Genomic DNA, 20,500 nt, shown 5'->3' with positions numbered 1-20,500 from the left:
GCAAAGGTTTTCAAAACATATAATGATTACTGGAGGTGCGGGATTTATAGGTTCTCACCTGGTACGTCATTTTGTAAATAAATACCCAAATTATAATATTGTCAATCTTGATAATTTAACATATGCAGGAAATTTGGAAAACCTTCGGGATGTAGAAAATTCAGAAAACTACACATTTATAAAAGCAGATATTGTTGATCTTTCCGTATTAAAAGATATTTTTAAAGAGCAACAGATTAGCCATGTAATTCATCTGGCGGCAGAATCCCATGTAGATCGTTCCATCACGGATCCAACAGCTTTTATTAAAACCAATGTTCTTGGCACCTTAAATTTATTGCTTAGTGCAAAAGAATTCTGGGAAGATTCAAAAATCGACCATCGATTTTATCATGTAAGTACAGATGAAGTTTTTGGTACACTCGGAGATACTGGTTTTTTACAGAACAGAGTGCCTATGATCCTCGTTCGCCGTATTCAGCATCTAAAGCAAGTTCAGATCATTTAGTGCGGGCATTTTTCCATACTTATAAATTGCCAGTAGTTGTTTCCAATTGCTCAAATAACTATGGTCCAAATCAATTTCCTGAAAAACTAATTCCACTTATTATAAATAATATTTTGCAGGCTCGTGCATTACCCGTTTATGGCCAGGGTTTGAATGTGCGGGATTGGCTTTGGGTAGGGGATCATGTAGCAGCCATCGATATTATATTTCATCAAGGGATTCTTGGAGATACTTATAATATTGGAGGGAATTCAGAAATGAAAAATATTGATTTAGTCTATTTGCTTTGTGATTTGATGGATGTTAAACTTGGGAATAAACCAGGACAATCTAGAACTTTGATTCAATATGTCCATGACAGGCCCGGACATGATTTGCGATATGCAATTGATTCAAGCCATCTGCAAAATAGTCTCAAATGGAAACCAGAAGCAAATCTTATTTCCGGTTTATCTAAAACGATTGACTGGTATTTATCCAATAAGGATTGGTTGCAGAAGGTAAGTTCTGGAGAATACTTACACTATTATGAAAAACATTACAAGAAGTTATAGTTTATGAAAACATATTCGCATTTCTGTTTTGCATTTTTAATGATACTAAGCTTTGCATACCCAATCCAATTGAGTAGTCAGCAAAAATTGAATTTTGAAAATGAAGCGCGAACCGAATTGGATAGAGTAGGAATTACAGAGCAGGAATTGCGAAACCATTTATTAGAAAAAGGAATTGACATTAGTAATTTAAATAATTTAACGGCGGAGGAGGCAATACAAATGCAAGCTGAAATTGAAACAGCAATTAAAGAAATACAAGTTGAAAAGAAAAATGCCAAAAACAAAATAGGAACTCCATCTGCAATTGACAATCGCAAGATTGGAAATTCAACATCTAGTAAAACAAGCAGACAAGAAATGAATCCATTGGCTGCTAAAGCAGGTGGGGTTACGAATGATACAAGTAAGTCAATAGAAGTTGGCGTTATAGAAGTAAAAGATTCCATTGCAATTTGGGGTCAACATATATTTCGAAATAAAAGTTTGGCTTTATACAGACAGGCAAATGACATTAAACCACCTTTATCCTATGTACTGGGTGTTGCCGATCAAGTTACCATTAGTATCTGGGGATTTAGTCAACTCAATGAAACATATGAGATTAATGCAGAAGGATATATCACTCCGGATCGGATGCCACGTATTTTTTTGAAAGGAGTAACCTTAGGGCGTGCAAAAGCTTTATTAAATAACTATTTTAAAAAATTTTATAGATTTAATGCAAATCAGTTTGATGTTGCACTTAACTATTCCAGAACTATAAATGTAAATATATTTGGTGAAGTGTATCAATACGGTGGTTTTACAATACCGGCTATCAATACCGCTTTTAATGCTTTGATTGCTGCTGGTGGTCCAAATAATCTAGGATCTGTGCGACGTATCAAATTAATCCGGAATGGAAAGTCAAGCTTGATTGATGTTTATAAGTTTATGCAAAATCCAGGTTTGGAAAAGGACTTTTATCTTGAGAATAATGATGTTATTCAAGTGCCGGTTGCCGAAAAAGTAGTGCAAATTGAAGGGGCGGTGAAAAGACCTTTTAAATATGAACTATTAGAATCGGAAGATTTAAATCATTTAATTGCATATGCAGGTGGATTAAAAGAAAATGCGATCATTAAAACAATTCAAATAGAGCGAATCCAAAATGACAAAAAATTAATTTTGGATGTACCTTATCAGGATATTTTTTCTAAGGGCGGAGATTTTATGTTGAAGAAAGGTGATAAAATATTAGTGTTTTCAATTCGGACAAGTGTAGAAGAACAAATATTTGTCACTGGGGAAGTTCGGGCTGAAGCTTCTTATCAATATAAACCCGGAATGAAATTGTCAGAATTGCTAAAGCGAATTGAATTTACAACCGAATCAAATCTTGAATTTGCGTTTGTCAAACGTAAAAATCCAAATAATACATTTTCATTTTTAAGAACAAATCTAGAATCCATTATCAATGGAAATAAATCGGAGGATCTGGTTTTAAAAGCACAAGATGAAGTGATTATTTATAAATTATCGGTATTTGCTGATAAGTCGTATGTCAATGTTCAAGGGGCCACGCGTTTACCGGGCAAGTTTGATTTAAATCCAAATGAAGATGTAAGAGTTAAAGATATAGTTTTACTTGCTGGTGGACTTAAAACAGATGCGTTTAATTATGCATTTTTGTTTCGGGTCAAAAGCAACAATAAGAACGATTATGAAATTATTCGGATCGGTATTCGGGATATCATGGATAATCAGAATTCTGATCAAAATATTTATATTAAACCTTTTGATAGTTTAGTAATTTTATCACAAACAAGTTTTACAGATTTATCGTATGTTGAAATCAGTGGCGCTGTGAAGTCGCCTGGAAGATTTGCATATGGACTTGGAATGTCTGCACATGATTTAATTAGTTTAGCAAATGGATTTACATATTATGCAGCATCTAATAAAATAGATATTTTCAGAGTGGTGATCAAGAATAATGAACCTACTAAAACGATTGTTCGTACGATTGTTTTTTCTAAGAATTTAAACGAAGTAGATGTTCAATCTGATTTTAAGTTAGATCCATATGATATTGTAGTTGTTAGAAGTCAACCAGAGTTTCAATTTCAACAGATGGTTACTATTGAAGGAGAAGTTAAATATCCGGGACCTTATGCATTATTGAGTCCAAATGAGAAGGTAACAGATTTAGTTCAACGCGCCGGGGGCTTAACTTTGGAAGCATTTCCTCAAGGAGCGACATTGTATCGCACGTTGGATAGTATTGGATTTATTGTTATGGATATGGCGCAAGCATTGAAAAAGCCAAATTCGAGATTTAACTTTATTCTTAAAGAAAGTGATAATATTTTTATTCCAAAGCAAAAAGATTTAGTTAGAATTGCTGGAGCTACAAATGCTAAAGACTTATATCCAGAGAAATTATTTGCGAATAATAATATCATTGCCGTTCCGTATTATGAAGGAAGAAAAGCCAAGTATTATATTAATCAATATGCCGCCGGTGTATCCTCCTCTGGAGATATAAATAAAATTACGGTGGAACATGCAAATGGCAAAATTGAACGAACAAGAAATTATTTTTTCTTTAAGTCGTATCCTAATGTTTACAAGGGTTCCGTAATTAATGTAGGATATAAGGAAGTTAAAGCAGAAAAACTAAAGAAGGATCGAAAGGATGTTGATTGGGCTAAGGTAGTTGCAGATACCATTGCACAGGCCACCGCAATATTGTCTTTGATATTACTTATTGATAGACTGAATTAGACAAGTTTACTTTGAAATATTGTAAAATATTAAAATAATCATTGCAGGTTTCAACGGTCAAGCTTATTTTATCAAACTATTTTTTTGCAAGGATTCCCAGCAGTTAGGCATTCTCATTTATAGCAGCAACACCGGGTAAGATTTTACCTTCTAACATTTCAAGCATTGCGCCACCACCTGTGGATACAAAGCTCACTTGATCTTCCAATTCGTATTTATTAATTGCAGCTACTGAATCTCCACCTCCAATTAAAGAGAAAGCACCATTTTTTGTAGCTGCGGCCACTGCAAAAGCAATTTCTCGCGTACCCGTGGCGAAATTATCCATTTCAAAAACGCCCAGGGGTCCATTCCAAATGATAGTTTTTGATTTCTCAATTACATCCATATAAAGTCTTCTGGTTTTAGGACCAATATCAAGTCCCATAAAATCTTTTTTAATGAATGCATCAGTGGTAATTTCAATTTCCGTATTATTATTAAACTCTTTGCCAATTACAGAATCTGTTGGCAATAAAAGTTGCATATTCTTTTTTCTTGCTTTTGTAATCAGCTCAAGAGCTAAATCTTTTTTTTCAGATTCGCATAAAGAGGTTCCAATGGAAAATCCTTGAGCAGAAAGGAATGTATAGGCCATCCCACCACCTATTAATATGGTGTCACATAAATCGATTAAACTGGAGATCAATTCAATTTTATCAGAAACTTTAGCTCCCCCGATGATAGCAGTCATTGGTCTTGCAGGATTTTTTAAAACCCTGGCACCATTTTCAACTTCAGCTTTCATTAGAAATCCAAAAGCTTTATGCGCTGCATCAAAATACCGAGCAATCGTAGCGGTACTGCAATGTTCGCGGTGTGCTGAGCCAAATGCATCGTTTATATAGTATTCGCCCAGGGTAGATAATAATTTTGCCCATTCAGGATCTCCTTTTTCTTCTTGTTTGTAAAAACGGGTATTTTCTAATAATAGAATTTCACCTGAATTTAACTGGGCTATTTTTTTTAAACTATCTACTTCGGCACAATCTGTAGCAAAAAGAACTTTTTTGTTTAAAATTTCACCTAATTTATCTGCAATTGGTTCTAAAGAAAATTTAGTTTTATCAATACTTCCATCCTGATTTAATTCTTTCAAAGGCCTTCCTAAATGTGAAAGGATGATTACACAAGCGCCTTTATCCATTAGAAATTGGATTGTTGGGACTGATTTTAAAATTCTGGTATCATCTTGTATGATTCCATTTTTTATAGGGACGTTGAAATCGACACGAAGTATTACTTTTTTATTTTGAAGATTCCAATTTTCCATAATATTATTAGCTAAGAGAAGAAAATTTATTACACATGTCAGCAAGTCTGGCTGAATAACCAGCTTCATTATCATACCATGCAACAACTTTTACAAAATCCCCATTAATCTCTGTCATTTCAGAATCAAAGATAGCACTATGTGGATTTCCTATAATATCTGTAGAAACTAAAGCATCCTCAGAGTATTCCAGAATTGTTTTTAATTGGTTATTCGCTAGTGATTTAAAATGAGCGTTAATGATTTCTTTTGATACCGGTTTATCCAATTTACAAATCATTTCTATAAGGGAACCTGTAATCACAGGGACCCGATAGGAGGAAGCTATTAATTTTCCTTTTATTGGAGGATATACAGTTTCAACAGATTTAGCAGCGCCTGTAGTTGTTGGAACAATATTTATAGAAGCTGCCCTTGCCCTTCTTAAATCTTTGTGAGGTGCATCTTGTAATCTTTGATCTTGGGTAAATGCATGGATAGTATTCATACTTGCAAACGATATTCCAAAACCTTCATGTAGTGCTTTGATAACATTTGCCAGACAGTTTGTGGTGCAAGAAGCATTTGAAATAATAGCGATATCATAAGTTAATTGAGAATCGTTAACTCCAAGAACAAAAGTAGGAATGGAGGAATCTTTAGGTGGGGCAGAAAGGATGACTTTTTTTGCACCTGCTGTAAGGTGGGCTTGAGCGGTATCATGGCTTAAATAGATACCTGTGCATTCCAATACAATATCTATTTCTAAATCTTTCCAGGGTAGTTGCAAAGGATCTTTGATCATCAAAGCCCTTATTTCTTTGCCATTAATTATGATAGATTGGTCATTATGGGAAACAGTACCATTAAATTTTCGATGGGCTGAATCAAATTTGAATAGATGGGCCAATGTTTGGATGTCGGTAAGATCATTAATGGCTACTACTTCCAGTTCAGGAAATTTAAGTAACTGCCTGAGTGTCAATCGTCCAATTCGACCAAATCCATTTATTGCTATTCTTTTCATTTTTAGATATATTCTTGCAAATTAAATAGATTAAAGCCAAAAAAGTTTAATCAATTAGAAAAGCACGATCAGTTTGAGGCATTTTTTTAAGGTAAAGCGCATGTGACCAGGGGTTAGGACACCAGATTTTCATTCTGGTAAGAGGGGTTCCCTGCCTGACTGCCAAGACATAATTCACTAAAAAAAATTTAATAATATCAGGCAGGCAGGGATTCCCTGAAACGAATAAATAAATTTAAGATTTTGATTTATTTTCGATAATGATTGTAAGTGTGTACATTTTGCTTAGTTTAAAAGATGGATCAAGGTATGTCGGGATGAGCCAGAATGCAGAAAGGCGATTAGAAGAGCATAATAGTGGAAAAAATCGATATACAAAAGGTCATTTGCCATGGAAAATAATATATATTGAAGAGGTTGAATCATGGGAAGCAGGAAGAGTACGAGAAAAATATTTTAAGACGAGCGCGGGTCGAATATATTTGGATAGGAAGTTAAAAGGGAACCATAATTAAATTTGAAAGAAAAAGCCAAAATCAAAAGGGGAGCTGATAAAGTTGATTAAAGATTTAAGAAGATCTTGGAGAGCTACATAAAGAAAATAGAAAAAGCATAAAAAAGACGAAGTATATTCCAAAGGTATTTATCTTTGCCTCTCTTTTTAAAGAAAAGGCCCGTTCGTCTAGGGGTTAGGACACCAGATTTTCATTCTGGTAAGAGGGGTTCCCTGCCTGACTGCCAAGAAATAATTCACTAAAAAAAAATTAATAATATCAGGCAGGCAGGGATTCCCTGAAACGAATAAATAAATTTAAGGTTTTGATTTATTTTCGATAATGATTGTAAGTGTGTACATTTTGCTTAGTTTAAAAGATGGATCAAGGTATGTCGGGATGAGCCAGAATGCAGAAAGGCGATTAGAAGAGCATAATAGTGGAAAAAATCGATATACAAAAGGTCATTTGCCATGGAAAATAATATATATTGAAGAGGTTGAATCATGGGAAGCAGGAAGAGTACGAGAAAAATATTTTAAGACGAGCGCGGGTCGAATATATTTGGATAGGAAGTTAAAAGGGAACCATAATTAAATTTGAAAGAAAAAGCCAAAATCAAAAGGGGAGCTGATAAAGTTGATTAAAGATTTAAGAAGATCTTGGAGAGCTACATAAAGAAAATAGAAAAAGCATAAAAAAGACGAAGTATATTCCAAAGGTATTTATCTTTGCCTCTCTTTTTAAAGAAAAGGCCCGTTCGTCTAGGGGTTAGGACACCAGATTTTCATTCTGGTAAGAGGGGTTCGATTCCCCTACGGGCTACTTGAAAAAAACACTAAACCCTTGTAAATCAATATTTACAAGGGTTTTTTAATTTACGGGGGAGCTGTATGGGGACAGGTTTGGGACTGTAAACTATTTTGTGTTTGATGGAAAAGAAAACAGTTTCCCATATTTCAACGGAACAGATCCGATAACCAAATCTAGGATCTAAATGCCGTTGAATTGTGGGAAACATACCGGTAAAAACAAATTGATTTTTTAGTTTTAACTGGTGATGGTTTGGCGGTTCAGCGTCTAAGCAAAATACAGGCTGCATAAATCCTTGTAAGTTGCTGATTTATAATAATTTTTTATTTTAAATCTCCATTTTCAAGATTTCAACATGCATTTGCCTATCTGACGAGTGTTACATCACCCGCTTTTAATTTTCTTTTAGAACCTTTTATCTGATATTGAATGTGATATGCGAAAACTCCTGGATTCATATTTTGAGATTGAAATTTTCCATTCCAGCCATTGTCTTTGTTCAGCGTTTCAAAAACTAAATTTCCAAATCGATCAAAAATTTGTAATTTATAAAATTCAACTTGATCGCATTTGAAAGTTGGAAGAAATAGATCATTGATTTGATCTCCATTAGGTGAAAAAACATTCGGCACAAAAAGGTCATTGTTTAATTGCAATCCAGCTATATTTAGAAAAGCAGGCTCAACACAAGGGTCCAATGAGCTAATTGTAAAATGGATTGGAACGGTAGTAATTATTTTAACTTTTTGACACAGTGTGTCCAGACATTCAATAAAAGCATTCGGTGTCCAGATATATTTTGATGCGCCTGTAGCTGAAAATATAAACTCATTGCATTGGGCGAATAAAGTATCCTGATGCAACTCTATATTTAATTTAGGGATTATATGGATGGTTAAACTGTCTGTGTAATAATTACAATCGTCTTTTGAATGCAAATACACAATGTCATCTCCAATGCTGTTAGAATAATATGTTGTAATGAGTTGATTTGGATTTTCGAAATAGCCATATTTTGATTCCCACGAAAGATTTGAAATCCCATTATAACTACCCTGTAATACAATACGTTCACCTTGACAAATGCTGGTATCATTGCCTGCCTTCAATGTATTAAGGGTACTTTTTGTGATGGCTAGTTCAATTTGAATCAAACTATCACAACCATTCATATTTAATAAATATTGTTTGTATTCGCCACTCTGTAAATATTTAATTGAATTAATAATGATGCTATCACATCCCGAACGGAAAAGTGTTGAACTTGAACTTTTTAATATTTTAAGATTAATTTGGAGCATACTATCACAATGATCCACATTCGTAAGTGTTTGTAAATAGTTACCAGATTGAGTATAAGAAACACCATTTATTTTTGTAGAATCACAGCTATTTATTGCAATCGATGAAGCATTGCTTTTTAATAGTCTTAGCTCAATATTTAGAATGCTATCACATTGATTTGAATTTTTTAATGTTTGTTTATAAAATCCAGATTGGGTATAAATGGTTCCATTTATTATAGCAGAATCGCAAGCATTCATTTCAAGTTTTGAATTACTATTTTTCAAAACGTTTAGCTGAATGGTAAGGATGCTATCACAGTGGTTGGTATTTGTTAGGATTTGGGTATATATGCCGGATTGTATGTAGCGAATTCCATTAATTGAAGTGGAATCACACACAGTCATCATTAAGGTAGTTGCAGTACTTGCCTCTTTAATATGAATCGTATCTATTTTAATACTATTACATTCTTCAACTTTCACCCAGTAAGTTCCTGGCTTCGTAATTATTATATCTTGTTTTACCGTCCCATCAGACCAGATCACCTGCGGATAATTTACAAAGAGTTTTAAGTTAAATGGCGAACAAAGAACTGTATCGCTTCCAAGCAAATCCGATCTATTTTCGATTGTTTTATTTCTAAAAAACAAGGCTGTATTTTGTAAGCTCAAATTGCATAAAGAACCAGCATTTAAATTCAGGTAATTGTCAATAAAATTACATGCGACTCCAGGCGAGTCGGGTTTAATTATAGCAGCAATTTGTTTTGCATTTGGTTTGGCTATATAAATTATTTTATCTGGTCCTTCTACAATCTGCCCATATAAGTAATTCCCAAGTTTGTCAATTAGTGGAGTATTAATTTTGTTTGCAAGATCATATTGATAAACGCCGGAATTCCCATAAAAATATGAGTAATATAAGCTTTTGTCATTCGGTGAAAAGGCGATGCCATATAAATGTTTGAATAATTCAATTTGATTTAGATTACTGGCTTTTCCAGATAGCGTGTCAAAATCCATAATCCAGATACCATTATTCACATCTAAGGATGAAGAATAAGCAATTTGGTCTTTTCTATGATTAGCAACAATAAAGCCAACCTGGGCAGAATAAATATCACCAAATTTGCTTGTGACCGGTGTAATATCTATGCCATTTCCATCGAGTTTAAAGCAGTGTATGGTATTTACAAAATGTTCTGAACAAAGGATCCAATATTCTGAACCGTTTTTTAATGGGATCGCAGTGATTCTTTCAGAATAATTGCCCGGAATTTGGATATTCTTCATGGTAGAAATAACATCACCAAAACCATTATCAAGACACAAATCGACCAAGGAATAACGCAGGTTTCCTTTAAATTGTGGATTCATTTCATCGGCAGTTTGAAAAATGTAAAATTGACTTGCAGAAGCAGGATTTTGAATTACCAAAGGCGCTTGCGCACTTGATCCTCCATTGCAAATCAATCCACTACCATTTGGCATGGCAATTTTATTTTTATTGTAAACCGTATTATTTGAAACTAAGAATAATAAATTTCCAAAAGAATCTGTGACTGTAGTCCCACCTTCCGAAGTAAATATAATGCCCGTACTAATAGGTAATGCTGGCACATTTTTAAAATCGATTCCTGCATTTTCTCCAAACATCCATAATTTTGAAGTTCCTTGTGAGTAAATAACGAATGTAAATAATTGAAGTGAAAAAATGATAACTGCAATGCGAATTTTCAAAATTTGCATTTTAGCATGAATAGGGTAGAAAAAACAAAACAAGTTCATTCTAATTGTTTGAATTGGCAACAACTAAATGTAAATATAAGAGATTTTAATTGGTAAAGCATTAAGATAGAATTAAATTATGCTTCCTATGGATTTAGATTGGTTATACATTTGGAGCTTGTTTTATTCTGGGAATTTAATATTTAGCAGACCCTACATTATATTGACGAATATAGTTTTTTACAAATTAAGTGAGCATTTTAAAGCAGGTTCTGTATTCCGATTTGAGTGGAATACGGACTTCAATATTAATTTGAGAATTAAATCGAAATTGTCCTTTAAATTTTTAAGTTCAATTGCTGGCGAGTTTTTGCCAATTTATAGATGTATTCTATTTTAAAATCAAAACCTCAATTTGTGTATTAGAATTGAATTTTTGATTTCACTTTCTGGTTAGACGAATGATAGGACAAATCATCTCTTCAAGAGAAATGCCACCATGTTGAAACGTATTTTTGAAATAATTTAAATAGTAATTGTAGTTGTTTGGGTAAAGGAAATAGTTATTTTCTTTTGCGAATATAAAAGTTGATGATAAATTGGGTCTTGGTAATCCAACTTTATTTGGATCTTTTATCTCAAGCACATCTTTCTTTTCATAATTCAAATTTTTACCTACTTTATATCTTAAGTTGGAAGTAGTTTCTCTATCGGCTATTACTTTGCTAGGATCTTTTACTCTAATGGTACCATGATCTGTAGCAATAATTAATTGAAATTTTTGAGTGCTTATTTTTTGTAGAGCAGCCCATAAAGGGGAATGAATAAACCAGCTTTTAGTTAGGGAGCGATATGCCGTTTCATCTGAGGCAAGTTCTTTTAGAACTTCCATTTCAGTACGGGCATGTGACATCATATCGATAAAATTATATACGATAACGGTTAACTGGTTTTGTAAAAAATTGTGAGCAGTATCTACTAAGTTTTTACCATGACTTGAGTTTGTTATTTTTAGATATTCAAATTTTATTTCTTTTCGAATCGTTCGTTTTAATTGGCCCGCCAGCAAATCTGGTTCTTTCAAATTTTTACCACCTTCTTCATTATCATTTAACCACCAATCCGGATAAAATTTCTCAATCTCTGAAGGAAGCATTCCTGCAAAAATTGCATTCCGACTATATTGCGTAGTGGTAGGTAATATGCTATAAAAATAATCCTCTTCTTCTACATTAAATAATTCTGTAATCGTAGGTTCAATAATTTTCCATTGGTCATAACGCAAATTATCCAATAAGATAAAAACCGTTGGCAGATCATCTTTTAAATGTGGAAATACTTTTTGTAACATCAATTGATGTGACCAACAGGGTTGTTGAATGGAAGTATTTTCAAACCATTTCAAATAATTTTGAACAATAAATTTTGAAAATTCTGAATTTGCTTCTTTTTTTTGATTCCCTAGGATTTCCTGCATTTCGGAAGAAGCATTCTGATCAAATTTTAATTCCCATTGAATTAATTTTCGGTAAATATCTACCCATTGAATATAACCTGGGTTGCTATTGATTTCCATAAATAAATCGCGAAATGCAATCTGATAATCCATCGTTGTTTTTTCAGAAATCAAGCGCTTATTATCAATTAATTTTTTAATAGTAAGCACTAATTGGTTTGGATTTACAGGTTTAATTAAATAATCTGCAATTTCGGCTCCAATGGCTTCTTCCATAATATTTTCCGCTTCGTTTTTAGTAACCATTACTACCGGTTGCGAAATTCCTTTCTGTCGTAATCTTGACAAGGTTTCTAATCCGGTAATTCCGGGCATACTTTCATCCAAAAAAATAAAGGTCATATCCATTTGGATTTTTTGTAATAATATCAAGTACATCATGACCATTGGTGGTGGTTTCAACATGGTATCCTTTCTTTTCTAAGAAGAATAATTGAGGTTTTAGAAGATCTATTTCATCATCTGCCCATAGAATCCTGATTTTATCCATAAATTTGACGGTCTTTGCTAATTAACGATGGGCTGCGAAATTAAAGTATTCTAAATACAACCAGTGTCTACAATTAAAATATTTAATGATCCGATTTATGGATTTATACAGGTTCCTAACGGGATTTTGATAGAATTAATAGATCATCCCTGGTTTCAACGATTGAGACGCATTAAACAGTTAGGTTTAAGTCATTTTGTTTATCCTGGGGCTGTTCATACAAGATTTCATCATGCATTAGGTGCTTTTCACCTCATGACAAAATCCCTGGAAATCCTAAAGCTAAAGGGACAAATCATTTCACAGGAAGAATTTGAAGCTGCTCAAATTGCAGCACTTTTACATGATATTGGACATGGTCCTTTTTCTCATGTATTAGAACATAGTCTTGTGCCTGTAGATCATGAGGTATTAACGGTGTTAATAATGAAAGAGCTGAATTTGCAATTTCAAGGTAAGTTGCAACTTGCACTCGATATATTTCAGGGGTTCTATTCAAGGCCATTTTTTTATCAGTTGGTAGCAAGCCAATTAGATGTAGACCGGATGGATTATTTGAATCGCGATAGCTTTTATTCAGGCGTTGTGGAAGGTACTATCGGAAATGATCGAATTTTATCCATGATGGATGTTGCAGATGAACAATTAATCTTTGAGGAAAAAGCAGCATTATCCATTGAGAATTACCTGGCCGCAAGACGATTAATGTATTGGCAAGTGTATATGCATAAAACATCCCTGGTTGCTGAGCATATGTTGCAGGTATTATTGGTATCCTGCAAAACCCTTAAAATTGATCCGGTTCACACCACAGGTTTATCTTATTTTATGCAATTGCCACAAAGTTTCAATATCGATAATAATGCAACAGAACTATTAAAGTATTATCAAAAAATTGATGATACGGATATTGAATTATTATTAAAGCAATGTGTAGATTCCAACAATGAATTTGTTTCATATCTTTCAAGTTGCCTGTTGTCCAGAAAGTTTTTTAAAAATATTTTGTCTAATGAACATTTTGATCTTGATTGGATTAAAGAATTACGAACAAAAACAAAACATTTATTTAATTTAGATATTATTGATTCCAAGCTTTTGGTTTCGGAAAACGAGTTATCATTTTCTGCATATGAACTTGGAGATTCTGAAGTCAAAATCCGGACAAAAAACAATACCGTTAAAAGACTTTCAGAAATTATTGCCATTGACTATTTTACCAGAAGGGAAGTTAAATATTTTCTAACGATACCTAAAGAACTGGATTCAGAGACTGTTCTCCAGGCTCAATAAAGGATCTCTTGTAAAGTAAATAAAGTGAATGAAAGTTAAGAATTTTCAATCCCTTTTAAGTTTCAAATATCTGCCATGATACTTTGTATTTAAACTTAGCGTTTATATCCAGAATCGTAAAGTAACCTGACTGTATTCAGAGTGAAAGGCTTTTATCTTGTTTTTTAATAGAAACAATTTATTGCAATTTATATTGTAAGCAATTAAATCTTAAAAAATAATAGAGAATCGGCAATACTAAGTATATTATTAAAAAAATATTGGCAAATTCTAGATTTAGACGAAGCTTAATTTAATGAAGGGTCAATAGGGAGAGATCCTGTATTTATTCGATTATTGAATTGATGGTATTTATCAGAATCGCAAATAAATCTGATTTTAGTTCCAAAAATAGTATTGGTCTGAAGAATAATTTTAACCCTTATAAATCCAAATAGAGGAAAAGATTTTACCTTTTTTATTTGTGAGATTGGTATTTTAATAGTTTTAAAAAAATTGGTTACATATAGGAAATCATGATCCATTTCGACCCGTTTCAGTTTTGTAAGGCTGTGATAAATTAAGAATCCAAAGACTACGAAAAATAGCAGTATTATTATCCGAATTAAATTTGGATTACTAAAAGGTAAATCTTCATCACTTGTGAATAAAAAAAACAAGGTAAAACACCCGAAGAACATATACCAAAATACAGGTATAAAAATTGATAATCCGAGTGTAAGTGAAGATGAAATCCTGATCATGGATTAGTTTCAATTTCTTTTGGATAATTGTGGGCGGCAATATGGATACTGATCTCGTATAATAAAAGCAATGGGAATGTAACGACAAGCATGGAGGTTACATCAGGAGGTGTAATAATCGCTGCAATAATTGCGATTGCAACGATTGCTTGTCGCCGGTAGGTGCGCATAAACCCTGGGCCCATAATGCCCAATTTTGCCAGGAAATAAACCACTAAAGGCAATTCAAAAACAAGTCCGGTAGCCATAGTATACATGGTCATGGCATCAACATAAGAACTTAAAGTGGCAGTGCTTTCTACCAAATCGCTAACAGCATAGGAGGCTAAAAAAGCAATTGAAAATGGAGCCAATACATAATATCCGAAGAGGACCCCTAAAAGGAATAATACTGTGCACCAAAAGATGACTCCGGAAGTTGCTTTTACTTCTTTATCATAAAGACCTGGCTTTACGAATTTCCAAAATTCTCTAAAAACTAATGGAAATGCCAATATGAGACCCATGAAAAAACTGACTTGCAGATGTACCATTAATTGTTCACTTAATTCTCTTGTAAACAGTTTAACGTTATTCGGACTAATACAGGTCAATTCTGATAAATTACAAAAAAACCGGTAGGTTATAAAATCTGGATGCAGGGGTCCCAGGATGACCGTATCAATGACAAACTTCTTTTGTGTAAATACAAAGATTGCAGCAATTGTTATATAAGCAGCAGATTTGAAGAGATGAGAGCGCAACGCATCAATATGATCCAGAAAACTCATTTCTGTTTCCGTTGAATTTTCTGCCTTGTTTTTAAAAAATTTGGATAGCATGCTCAATATAAAGAGATCACAAAGCTAAGTATAAATTTGTGTATTGGATTTTGACCCGTTCTAAAAAAGATCGTTTAATCCTGATGGGAATGTCTAATTTTGAGGCACTATGTTGCGAATCACAGGATTTCTATTTATTTTACCCTTATTTCTAATGGGACAACAAAGGCAAAAATTGCACTTTGACTTTAATTCTTGCAGTTTATTGGAGAAAAATCAGGCTACCGCTGCGATTTTAGCTAAAAATCCATCTGTTTGTAAATGTGGACTGGAGCAAGATGCAATAGAGCTTAATAACCAAAGTTTAACACTCCCAAATACAATTGATACCTTCTTTTATAGCGATTTCTCTCTTGGATTTTCAATTGCTATTGAATCCGGCTCTGGAAATTTAGATATCCTTTCTAAAATGACAAACTGTAATGCAGATACCTCATTTTATATTATCTATCAGTCTAGTGACTCAAGTTTTGTTTGTACGATGCAGCAAGGATTTGATAAAATCGTCCAATTGGTTGGGAAAGCAGACCCTTCAAAGTGTTGGCAGCAAGTTTTTATTACCCGGACATTGGGCTTTTTTCGTTTATTTATAAATGGAGAACTAAAAGATGAACAAAGTGAAAATTTTGTACTTCGTTTAAATAACAATGTACCCATTCGTTTCAATCAATCGCCCTGTAATTTCGTTACCCGAATTCAGGCATTATTAGATCAATTGATACTTGCAAATTATAGTATGAATAGTTCTGAAATTAAATCGGAAATAATTTTACAAGATGAAATTTTGACATCAGATACCTTGATTTTCTTAGGCGCATCGGTAGCTATTAGAGCTTTGAGCAATTGTCCGGGTCTAGTGCAATGGACACCTGTTTCTGGATTGTCTAATGCCATGATATTAAACCCAATAGCAAGTCCAATTCAACAAACAAAATATTTTTTTAGAGCTATCCATGGTTTTTGTAATGCTACCGATAGTTTATTGATTAAAGTGATTGATACTTCAAAAATTGATTGTTCTAATTTAAAATTACCAACAGCATTTACTCCAAATCAAGATCAACTGAATGACAAGTTTTTTATATCAAATAATTATATTATTGATCAACTCAATTATTTTGATATCATGGATCGGAACGGAAGTGTTATGTCCCGTTTTACAAATCCGAAAGAAACCTGGGACGGAACTTGGAATGGAAAGGAACTTATGCCTGGAACTTATTATTATAGAATAGCCTATACATGCAAAGGTCAGGAATACAAAACTAAAGGCAGTTTTTTTCTGATGAAGTAAAAATTTAGTTACAAACGGTCACCTGCAAATTATCTTAATATATTTATATCCCCCCTATAGATAATGGAGTTTCCATCTTGAAATACAACGTCAATAATGTATACAAATACACCGGGATTCATTAAATCTCCAGTATTTCCAAATCGACCATTCCAGGTATTTATAGAACCGGCACTCACATCCGGATTTTCTAATAAATATACTTTATTTCCCCACCGATCAAAAATTTGTAATGATCGAATTGCTTTTACGCCTGCTCCAAAACTAAGCGTGAAAAAATCATTAATGTTGTCACCATTTGGTGAAAAAACATTTGGAGCATAAAATTTTCTTGTATTCCGAACTATAATTGTGACTTTATCGGTTGCTTCACATCCGTTTTCATCAATTACAGTAAGGATGTAAACTGTATTTCGGTTTGGAACTACATACGAACTCGTGCTTTGAGGATTGCGAACAGTGCTTATTGGAGTCCAAATAATGGAATCTATGATTGCACTACTACTTAATTTGCCATCCAGAAAAAGGCTATCGCCTAATTGTATAGAATCCGTATCAAAACCAAAATCCAGGCTTAGAAAATTATTTGGATTGGTGACTATAATATTAGTATCAATAAAACAATTATTTTTATCATATATCCGAATTGAATAATTGCCTGAAAAAAGTGGTACTAATTCCGCTAATGCATTGGGAGCACTGTTATTGATAGTAAATCTATAATTCGGTCCACTACCTCCTGATGCCTGTAAAACAGAAAATAAAATCTGATCATTAGCACATTTAGGCGTATCGATTGCGGTAAGTGTATATGTTATTGGAGACGGTTCTTTGATTGTATAACTTGCACTTCCTGTACATCCTTTTACATCTGTAACTTGAAGTATATAATTTCCAGATGGTAAATTTGTTGCCACAGAATCCTGGTTAATATTCGGTATCCAGTTGAATATTCCTTTTCCACTATTTCCACCTGTCCATGCGGTTGTAATTCGACCATCATTTTTACCTGAACAGGTAATATCTAGTGTCGATCCTAAGATTATATCAACTCTAATAGAATCCGGTTGACGTAAGCGAATAGAATCTATATAAATACAATTAAATTGATCTTTAATATTAATATGATACATTCCATCTCCAAGATTTGAAATGGTTGGAGCATTTATCATAGGATTTATCCAACAATACTGGTAAGGACCAGTCCCTCCTTTCGCTTTAATTGTAATTTGACCATCATTAGAGTTATAACATCTTGGTGCAGTTAAGACTAACGATGGAGTATCAATGGTAATAGGCACTGCGTTTGGAACATTGAAAAGCAAAGTGTCAGCACAGAATCCACAAGTTGCAATAACATATTGTGGTCCGGCACATAATTGGAAGGCCGTGTCAATTCTTGTAAAGACTTGTTCATTTGAAGACCAGGTAATTGAATTTATAGTATCCTGACAGTTTAAACTAACAATAGCAGATCCATCACAGGTTCCGGGTGTGGAACATGTAGGTGCAGTAACCTGGCTTAAAGTGATTCCAATTTTTGGGGGTTCTGTCAATACAAAACAAGTGTCAATAGGAGGGCAACCTCCCATATCTGTAATGGTTACACAATAAGTACCGGCTATCAAATTTGTATTTACTGAATTTTGTACATTATTATCCCAGGAATAAATAGGTGCACTTTGATTGCCCATCACATTGATGATGATAAATCCATCAGCTGCTCTATAGCATTGAGGATTTCTTATATTAAATGATGAAATTCTAAAAACATTTCCTGTGGCTTTAAGCTCGACTGAATCTATTGCACTGCAGCCATTTGCATCTGTTATCGTGACAATATACCATCCGGTAGAAAGCTTATTTAAAATGGCTGTACTTCCTGGAACATTCCATTTGAATTGATTGATTGGCGCTGATCCGGAAGTAAAAACTACTTCAACGCTACCTGTTGAATCACCCGGACAGGCACCAGGGTTTATAATTTTAAAACTGTCAATTCGAGGTCCGTTTGGTTGTGTAACTGTATAGGTTTTAGTGATTAAACATCCTTTGCTATCCGATAAAGTCAAGGTATAACTACCCTGTGATAATCCTGAAATTCGGGAAGTTGTATCCGTTGTGCTCCAATTAAATTTATAGGATGGAGTGCCTCCAAAACCACGTACATCAATAAATGCATCCTGGCCTGGTTGACAAGATTCTGTGGTGTCAATATTGTTTTCTATGATTTCAAGGCGTGTGGGTTCGGTAAGTAGGATGGTGTCAAGTCGTTTACAACCTCCATTATCTGTAATCTCCAAATAATACGTACCAGGTCTTAATTTTGGACTTCTGTAAGTATCAACTCCATTTTGACCACCGAAAATTGGCATATTATTTTGATTGGTTAACCGGAATGAACATGGAAGATTTAAAATTCCTTTCGAACTTATAAAGGAATGAATGACTCCGCTGTCACCGAAACAATTGATTGAATCAATAACCAATGAATCCAGGATATTTCCAGAAAATTTAACTTCAAAAAATTGGGTATCCCGACAACCTCGACAATCTTCAATGATTACAAATTGGTTGCCTGATAAACTGTCATTCATACTTACAGTATCACAATTATTTCGGATACTATTTTGGCTCCAGAAAAAACAATATCCTGTTATCGGACAAGGATTTCCGCCCCATGCACGAGCCGTTGCTTTTCCATCATTAATACAGGAAGCATCTTTATCAATGACTACTTGAGAAAATAAAGTGTCTGCAAACAATGTAAAACTATCTGTAGCCTGACATCCTAAAGTATCTCTCACAGTTACAGTATATGTACCTACTGGTAATTTTGTGATATTTGTGACGCCATAAGAATTGATCGGTCTCCAGCCAATAGTATAAGAACCGGAACCACCCGTAATCCGGATATTTATACTGCCATCGGATGTATTTGCGCAAGTAGGATTTTTTATGCCATTTGGAAAAACAGCAATTGGACTTGCTAAGCCAACAGTTATGTTTATCAAGGTATCTTTTAAATTTGCATCTGTAACCCGAATTTGATAATTGCCAGGAAATAAATTATTGTAAACTACTAAATCACCACTATTTGCTAAAATGTCTGTTTGTGTGGGTGGAAGACTTAATTTATCTACAGTATATGGGGGCATTCCACCAAAAGGTTTAATAGTTATACTGCCTGTGTTTGTAAAGGTTCCGCACGTATAAGTGATGACGCATAAATCGGTAGGTTGACCAATACAAATTTGATTATCTCCCGGATTAATTTCTTCAAAGCAATACTCATCTGCATTGCAATCAAGGATTTCATTAACAATAGGGGACCGATTAAAAAAAGTAACAGGCGTACAGGTTCCTGGCTCACCGATTAATTTGAATTTTATCATCAGTAAGGTGTCCCCGTCTTTTAATCCAGCACAATTTCCATTTGGATTCGCCCATAAAAAACGAACAATTTTACGGAGCGAATCAAAATTAATATTTGTTTGGTCTAATCCAACAAGCGTAGGATTTGTCCATTTATCCATCGGGGTTATTACTAATGGATCATACGCTAATGCAAATTGAACAGAAAGTACGGTATCAAATTTATAGACTTTAACAGGCACCCAAATACAATCTCCTTTAGGCGCATTTCCGCCAATAATATCAAATTGAACACATTTTTGGGAGCTCGCCAAGGAACTGAAAAGTGTAATTAGTACAAGGGTGTATAAAACTAATTTGGGTCTACATAGTATATTAAAAATCATCACAAGCCAGTTTTAAACCACAAAGATATTAAAAAAAAAATTATATGATTAGGATAGGTGGTCGGTATTAAGAACGTAAGATCTGGTATTTTCGTCTAAAACTCTGCTTTTT

Annotated in this window: 10 protein-coding genes, 1 tRNA gene and 2 pseudogenes; 7 read left to right on the top strand and 6 right to left on the bottom strand. The window is 33.8% G+C overall.

The features are described 5' to 3' along the window. The first annotated feature begins 22 nt into the window (after positions 1-22). Both rfbB and IPO86_13790 read left to right on the top strand, forming a co-directional pair. Positions 23-1,062 (top strand): annotated as a pseudogene (gene rfbB, locus IPO86_13795) (dTDP-glucose 4,6-dehydratase). Positions 1,063-1,065: 3 nt separating this feature from the next. After that, positions 1,066-3,831, top strand: a complete 2,766-nt coding sequence (locus IPO86_13790) for an SLBB domain-containing protein (GenBank protein MBK9729176.1) — start codon at positions 1,066-1,068, stop codon at positions 3,829-3,831. A 103-nt stretch (positions 3,832-3,934) separates the two neighbouring features. On the opposite strand, the gene IPO86_13785 is transcribed toward IPO86_13790, so the two are convergent. Together IPO86_13785 and gap are read right to left on the bottom strand one after the other, a co-directional pair. Continuing rightward, positions 3,935-5,143, bottom strand: coding sequence for a phosphoglycerate kinase (locus tag IPO86_13785; protein ID MBK9729175.1), 1,209 nt, complete (start codon positions 5,141-5,143; stop codon positions 3,935-3,937). Between the two features lie 7 nt (positions 5,144-5,150). Beyond that, positions 5,151-6,149, bottom strand: a complete 999-nt coding sequence (gene gap, locus IPO86_13780; GenBank protein MBK9729174.1) for a type I glyceraldehyde-3-phosphate dehydrogenase — start codon at positions 6,147-6,149, stop codon at positions 5,151-5,153. Between the two features lie 260 nt (positions 6,150-6,409). On the opposite strand from gap, the gene IPO86_13775 reads away from it, so the two are divergent. The 3 genes from IPO86_13775 (at position 6,410) to IPO86_13765 (ending at position 7,468) form a co-directional block, all read left to right on the top strand. After that, positions 6,410-6,664, top strand: coding sequence for a GIY-YIG nuclease family protein (locus IPO86_13775; protein MBK9729173.1), 255 nt, complete (start codon positions 6,410-6,412; stop codon positions 6,662-6,664). Between the two features lie 321 nt (positions 6,665-6,985). After that, the gene (locus tag IPO86_13770; protein MBK9729172.1) at positions 6,986-7,240 is read left to right on the top strand and encodes a GIY-YIG nuclease family protein; all 255 of its coding nucleotides are present in this window, start codon (positions 6,986-6,988) and stop codon (positions 7,238-7,240) included. A gap of 156 nt (positions 7,241-7,396) precedes the next feature. Beyond that, positions 7,397-7,468: transfer RNA gene (locus IPO86_13765), tRNA-Glu, on the top strand. A gap of 353 nt (positions 7,469-7,821) precedes the next feature. Here the strand turns inward: IPO86_13765 and IPO86_13760 are convergent. Together IPO86_13760 and IPO86_13755 are read right to left on the bottom strand one after the other, a co-directional pair. Continuing rightward, positions 7,822-10,482, bottom strand: coding sequence for a gliding motility-associated C-terminal domain-containing protein (locus tag IPO86_13760; GenBank protein MBK9729171.1), 2,661 nt, complete (start codon positions 10,480-10,482; stop codon positions 7,822-7,824). A gap of 430 nt (positions 10,483-10,912) precedes the next feature. After that, positions 10,913-12,476, bottom strand: a pseudogene (locus IPO86_13755) (response regulator). Positions 12,477-12,539: 63 nt separating this feature from the next. Here IPO86_13755 and IPO86_13750 point away from each other — a divergent pair. Further along, a complete protein-coding gene (locus tag IPO86_13750; GenBank protein ID MBK9729170.1) occupies positions 12,540-13,769 on the top strand; it encodes an HD domain-containing protein in 1,230 nt (409 codons plus the stop codon). A 739-nt stretch (positions 13,770-14,508) separates the two neighbouring features. Here IPO86_13750 and tatC read toward each other — a convergent pair. Beyond that, positions 14,509-15,333 carry a twin-arginine translocase subunit TatC gene (gene tatC, locus IPO86_13745; GenBank protein ID MBK9729169.1) on the bottom strand — a complete coding sequence of 275 codons (825 nt, stop codon included), beginning with the start codon at positions 15,331-15,333 and terminating at the stop codon, positions 14,509-14,511. A gap of 109 nt (positions 15,334-15,442) precedes the next feature. Here tatC and IPO86_13740 point away from each other — a divergent pair, with 109 nt between their 5' ends. Further along, on the top strand, positions 15,443-16,627 hold the full coding sequence (locus IPO86_13740) for a T9SS type B sorting domain-containing protein (GenBank protein ID MBK9729168.1): 1,185 nt from the start codon (positions 15,443-15,445) through the stop codon (positions 16,625-16,627). 29 nt (positions 16,628-16,656) lie between these two features. On the opposite strand, the gene IPO86_13735 is transcribed toward IPO86_13740, so the two are convergent. Beyond that, positions 16,657-20,388 carry a gliding motility-associated C-terminal domain-containing protein gene (locus IPO86_13735; GenBank protein ID MBK9729167.1) on the bottom strand — a complete coding sequence of 1,244 codons (3,732 nt, stop codon included), beginning with the start codon at positions 20,386-20,388 and terminating at the stop codon, positions 16,657-16,659. Positions 20,389-20,500: the final 112 nt, after the last annotated feature.

It is taken from the genome of Saprospiraceae bacterium (assembly GCA_016717265.1).
Classification (GTDB): Bacteria; Bacteroidota; Bacteroidia; order Chitinophagales; family Saprospiraceae; genus Vicinibacter.
Note: the sequence above shows the minus strand (reverse complement) of the source record. Positions and strands in the feature narration are given on the sequence as shown.

Bases quoted from the DNA above. Each gene is read 5' to 3' on its own strand.
- tatC (MBK9729169.1), bottom strand. From the start codon at position 15,333: ATGCTATCCAAATTTTTTAAAAACAAGGCAGAAAATTCAACGGAAACA.
- IPO86_13775 (MBK9729173.1), top strand. From the start codon at position 6,410: ATGATTGTAAGTGTGTACATTTTGCTTAGTTTAAAAGATGGATCAAGG.
- IPO86_13740 (MBK9729168.1), top strand. From the start codon at position 15,443: ATGTTGCGAATCACAGGATTTCTATTTATTTTACCCTTATTTCTAATG.
- IPO86_13790 (MBK9729176.1), top strand. From the start codon at position 1,066: ATGAAAACATATTCGCATTTCTGTTTTGCATTTTTAATGATACTAAGC.
- IPO86_13770 (MBK9729172.1), top strand. From the start codon at position 6,986: ATGATTGTAAGTGTGTACATTTTGCTTAGTTTAAAAGATGGATCAAGG.
- IPO86_13735 (MBK9729167.1), bottom strand. From the start codon at position 20,388: ATGATTTTTAATATACTATGTAGACCCAAATTAGTTTTATACACCCTT.
- gap (MBK9729174.1), bottom strand. From the start codon at position 6,149: ATGAAAAGAATAGCAATAAATGGATTTGGTCGAATTGGACGATTGACA.
- IPO86_13785 (MBK9729175.1), bottom strand. From the start codon at position 5,143: ATGGAAAATTGGAATCTTCAAAATAAAAAAGTAATACTTCGTGTCGAT.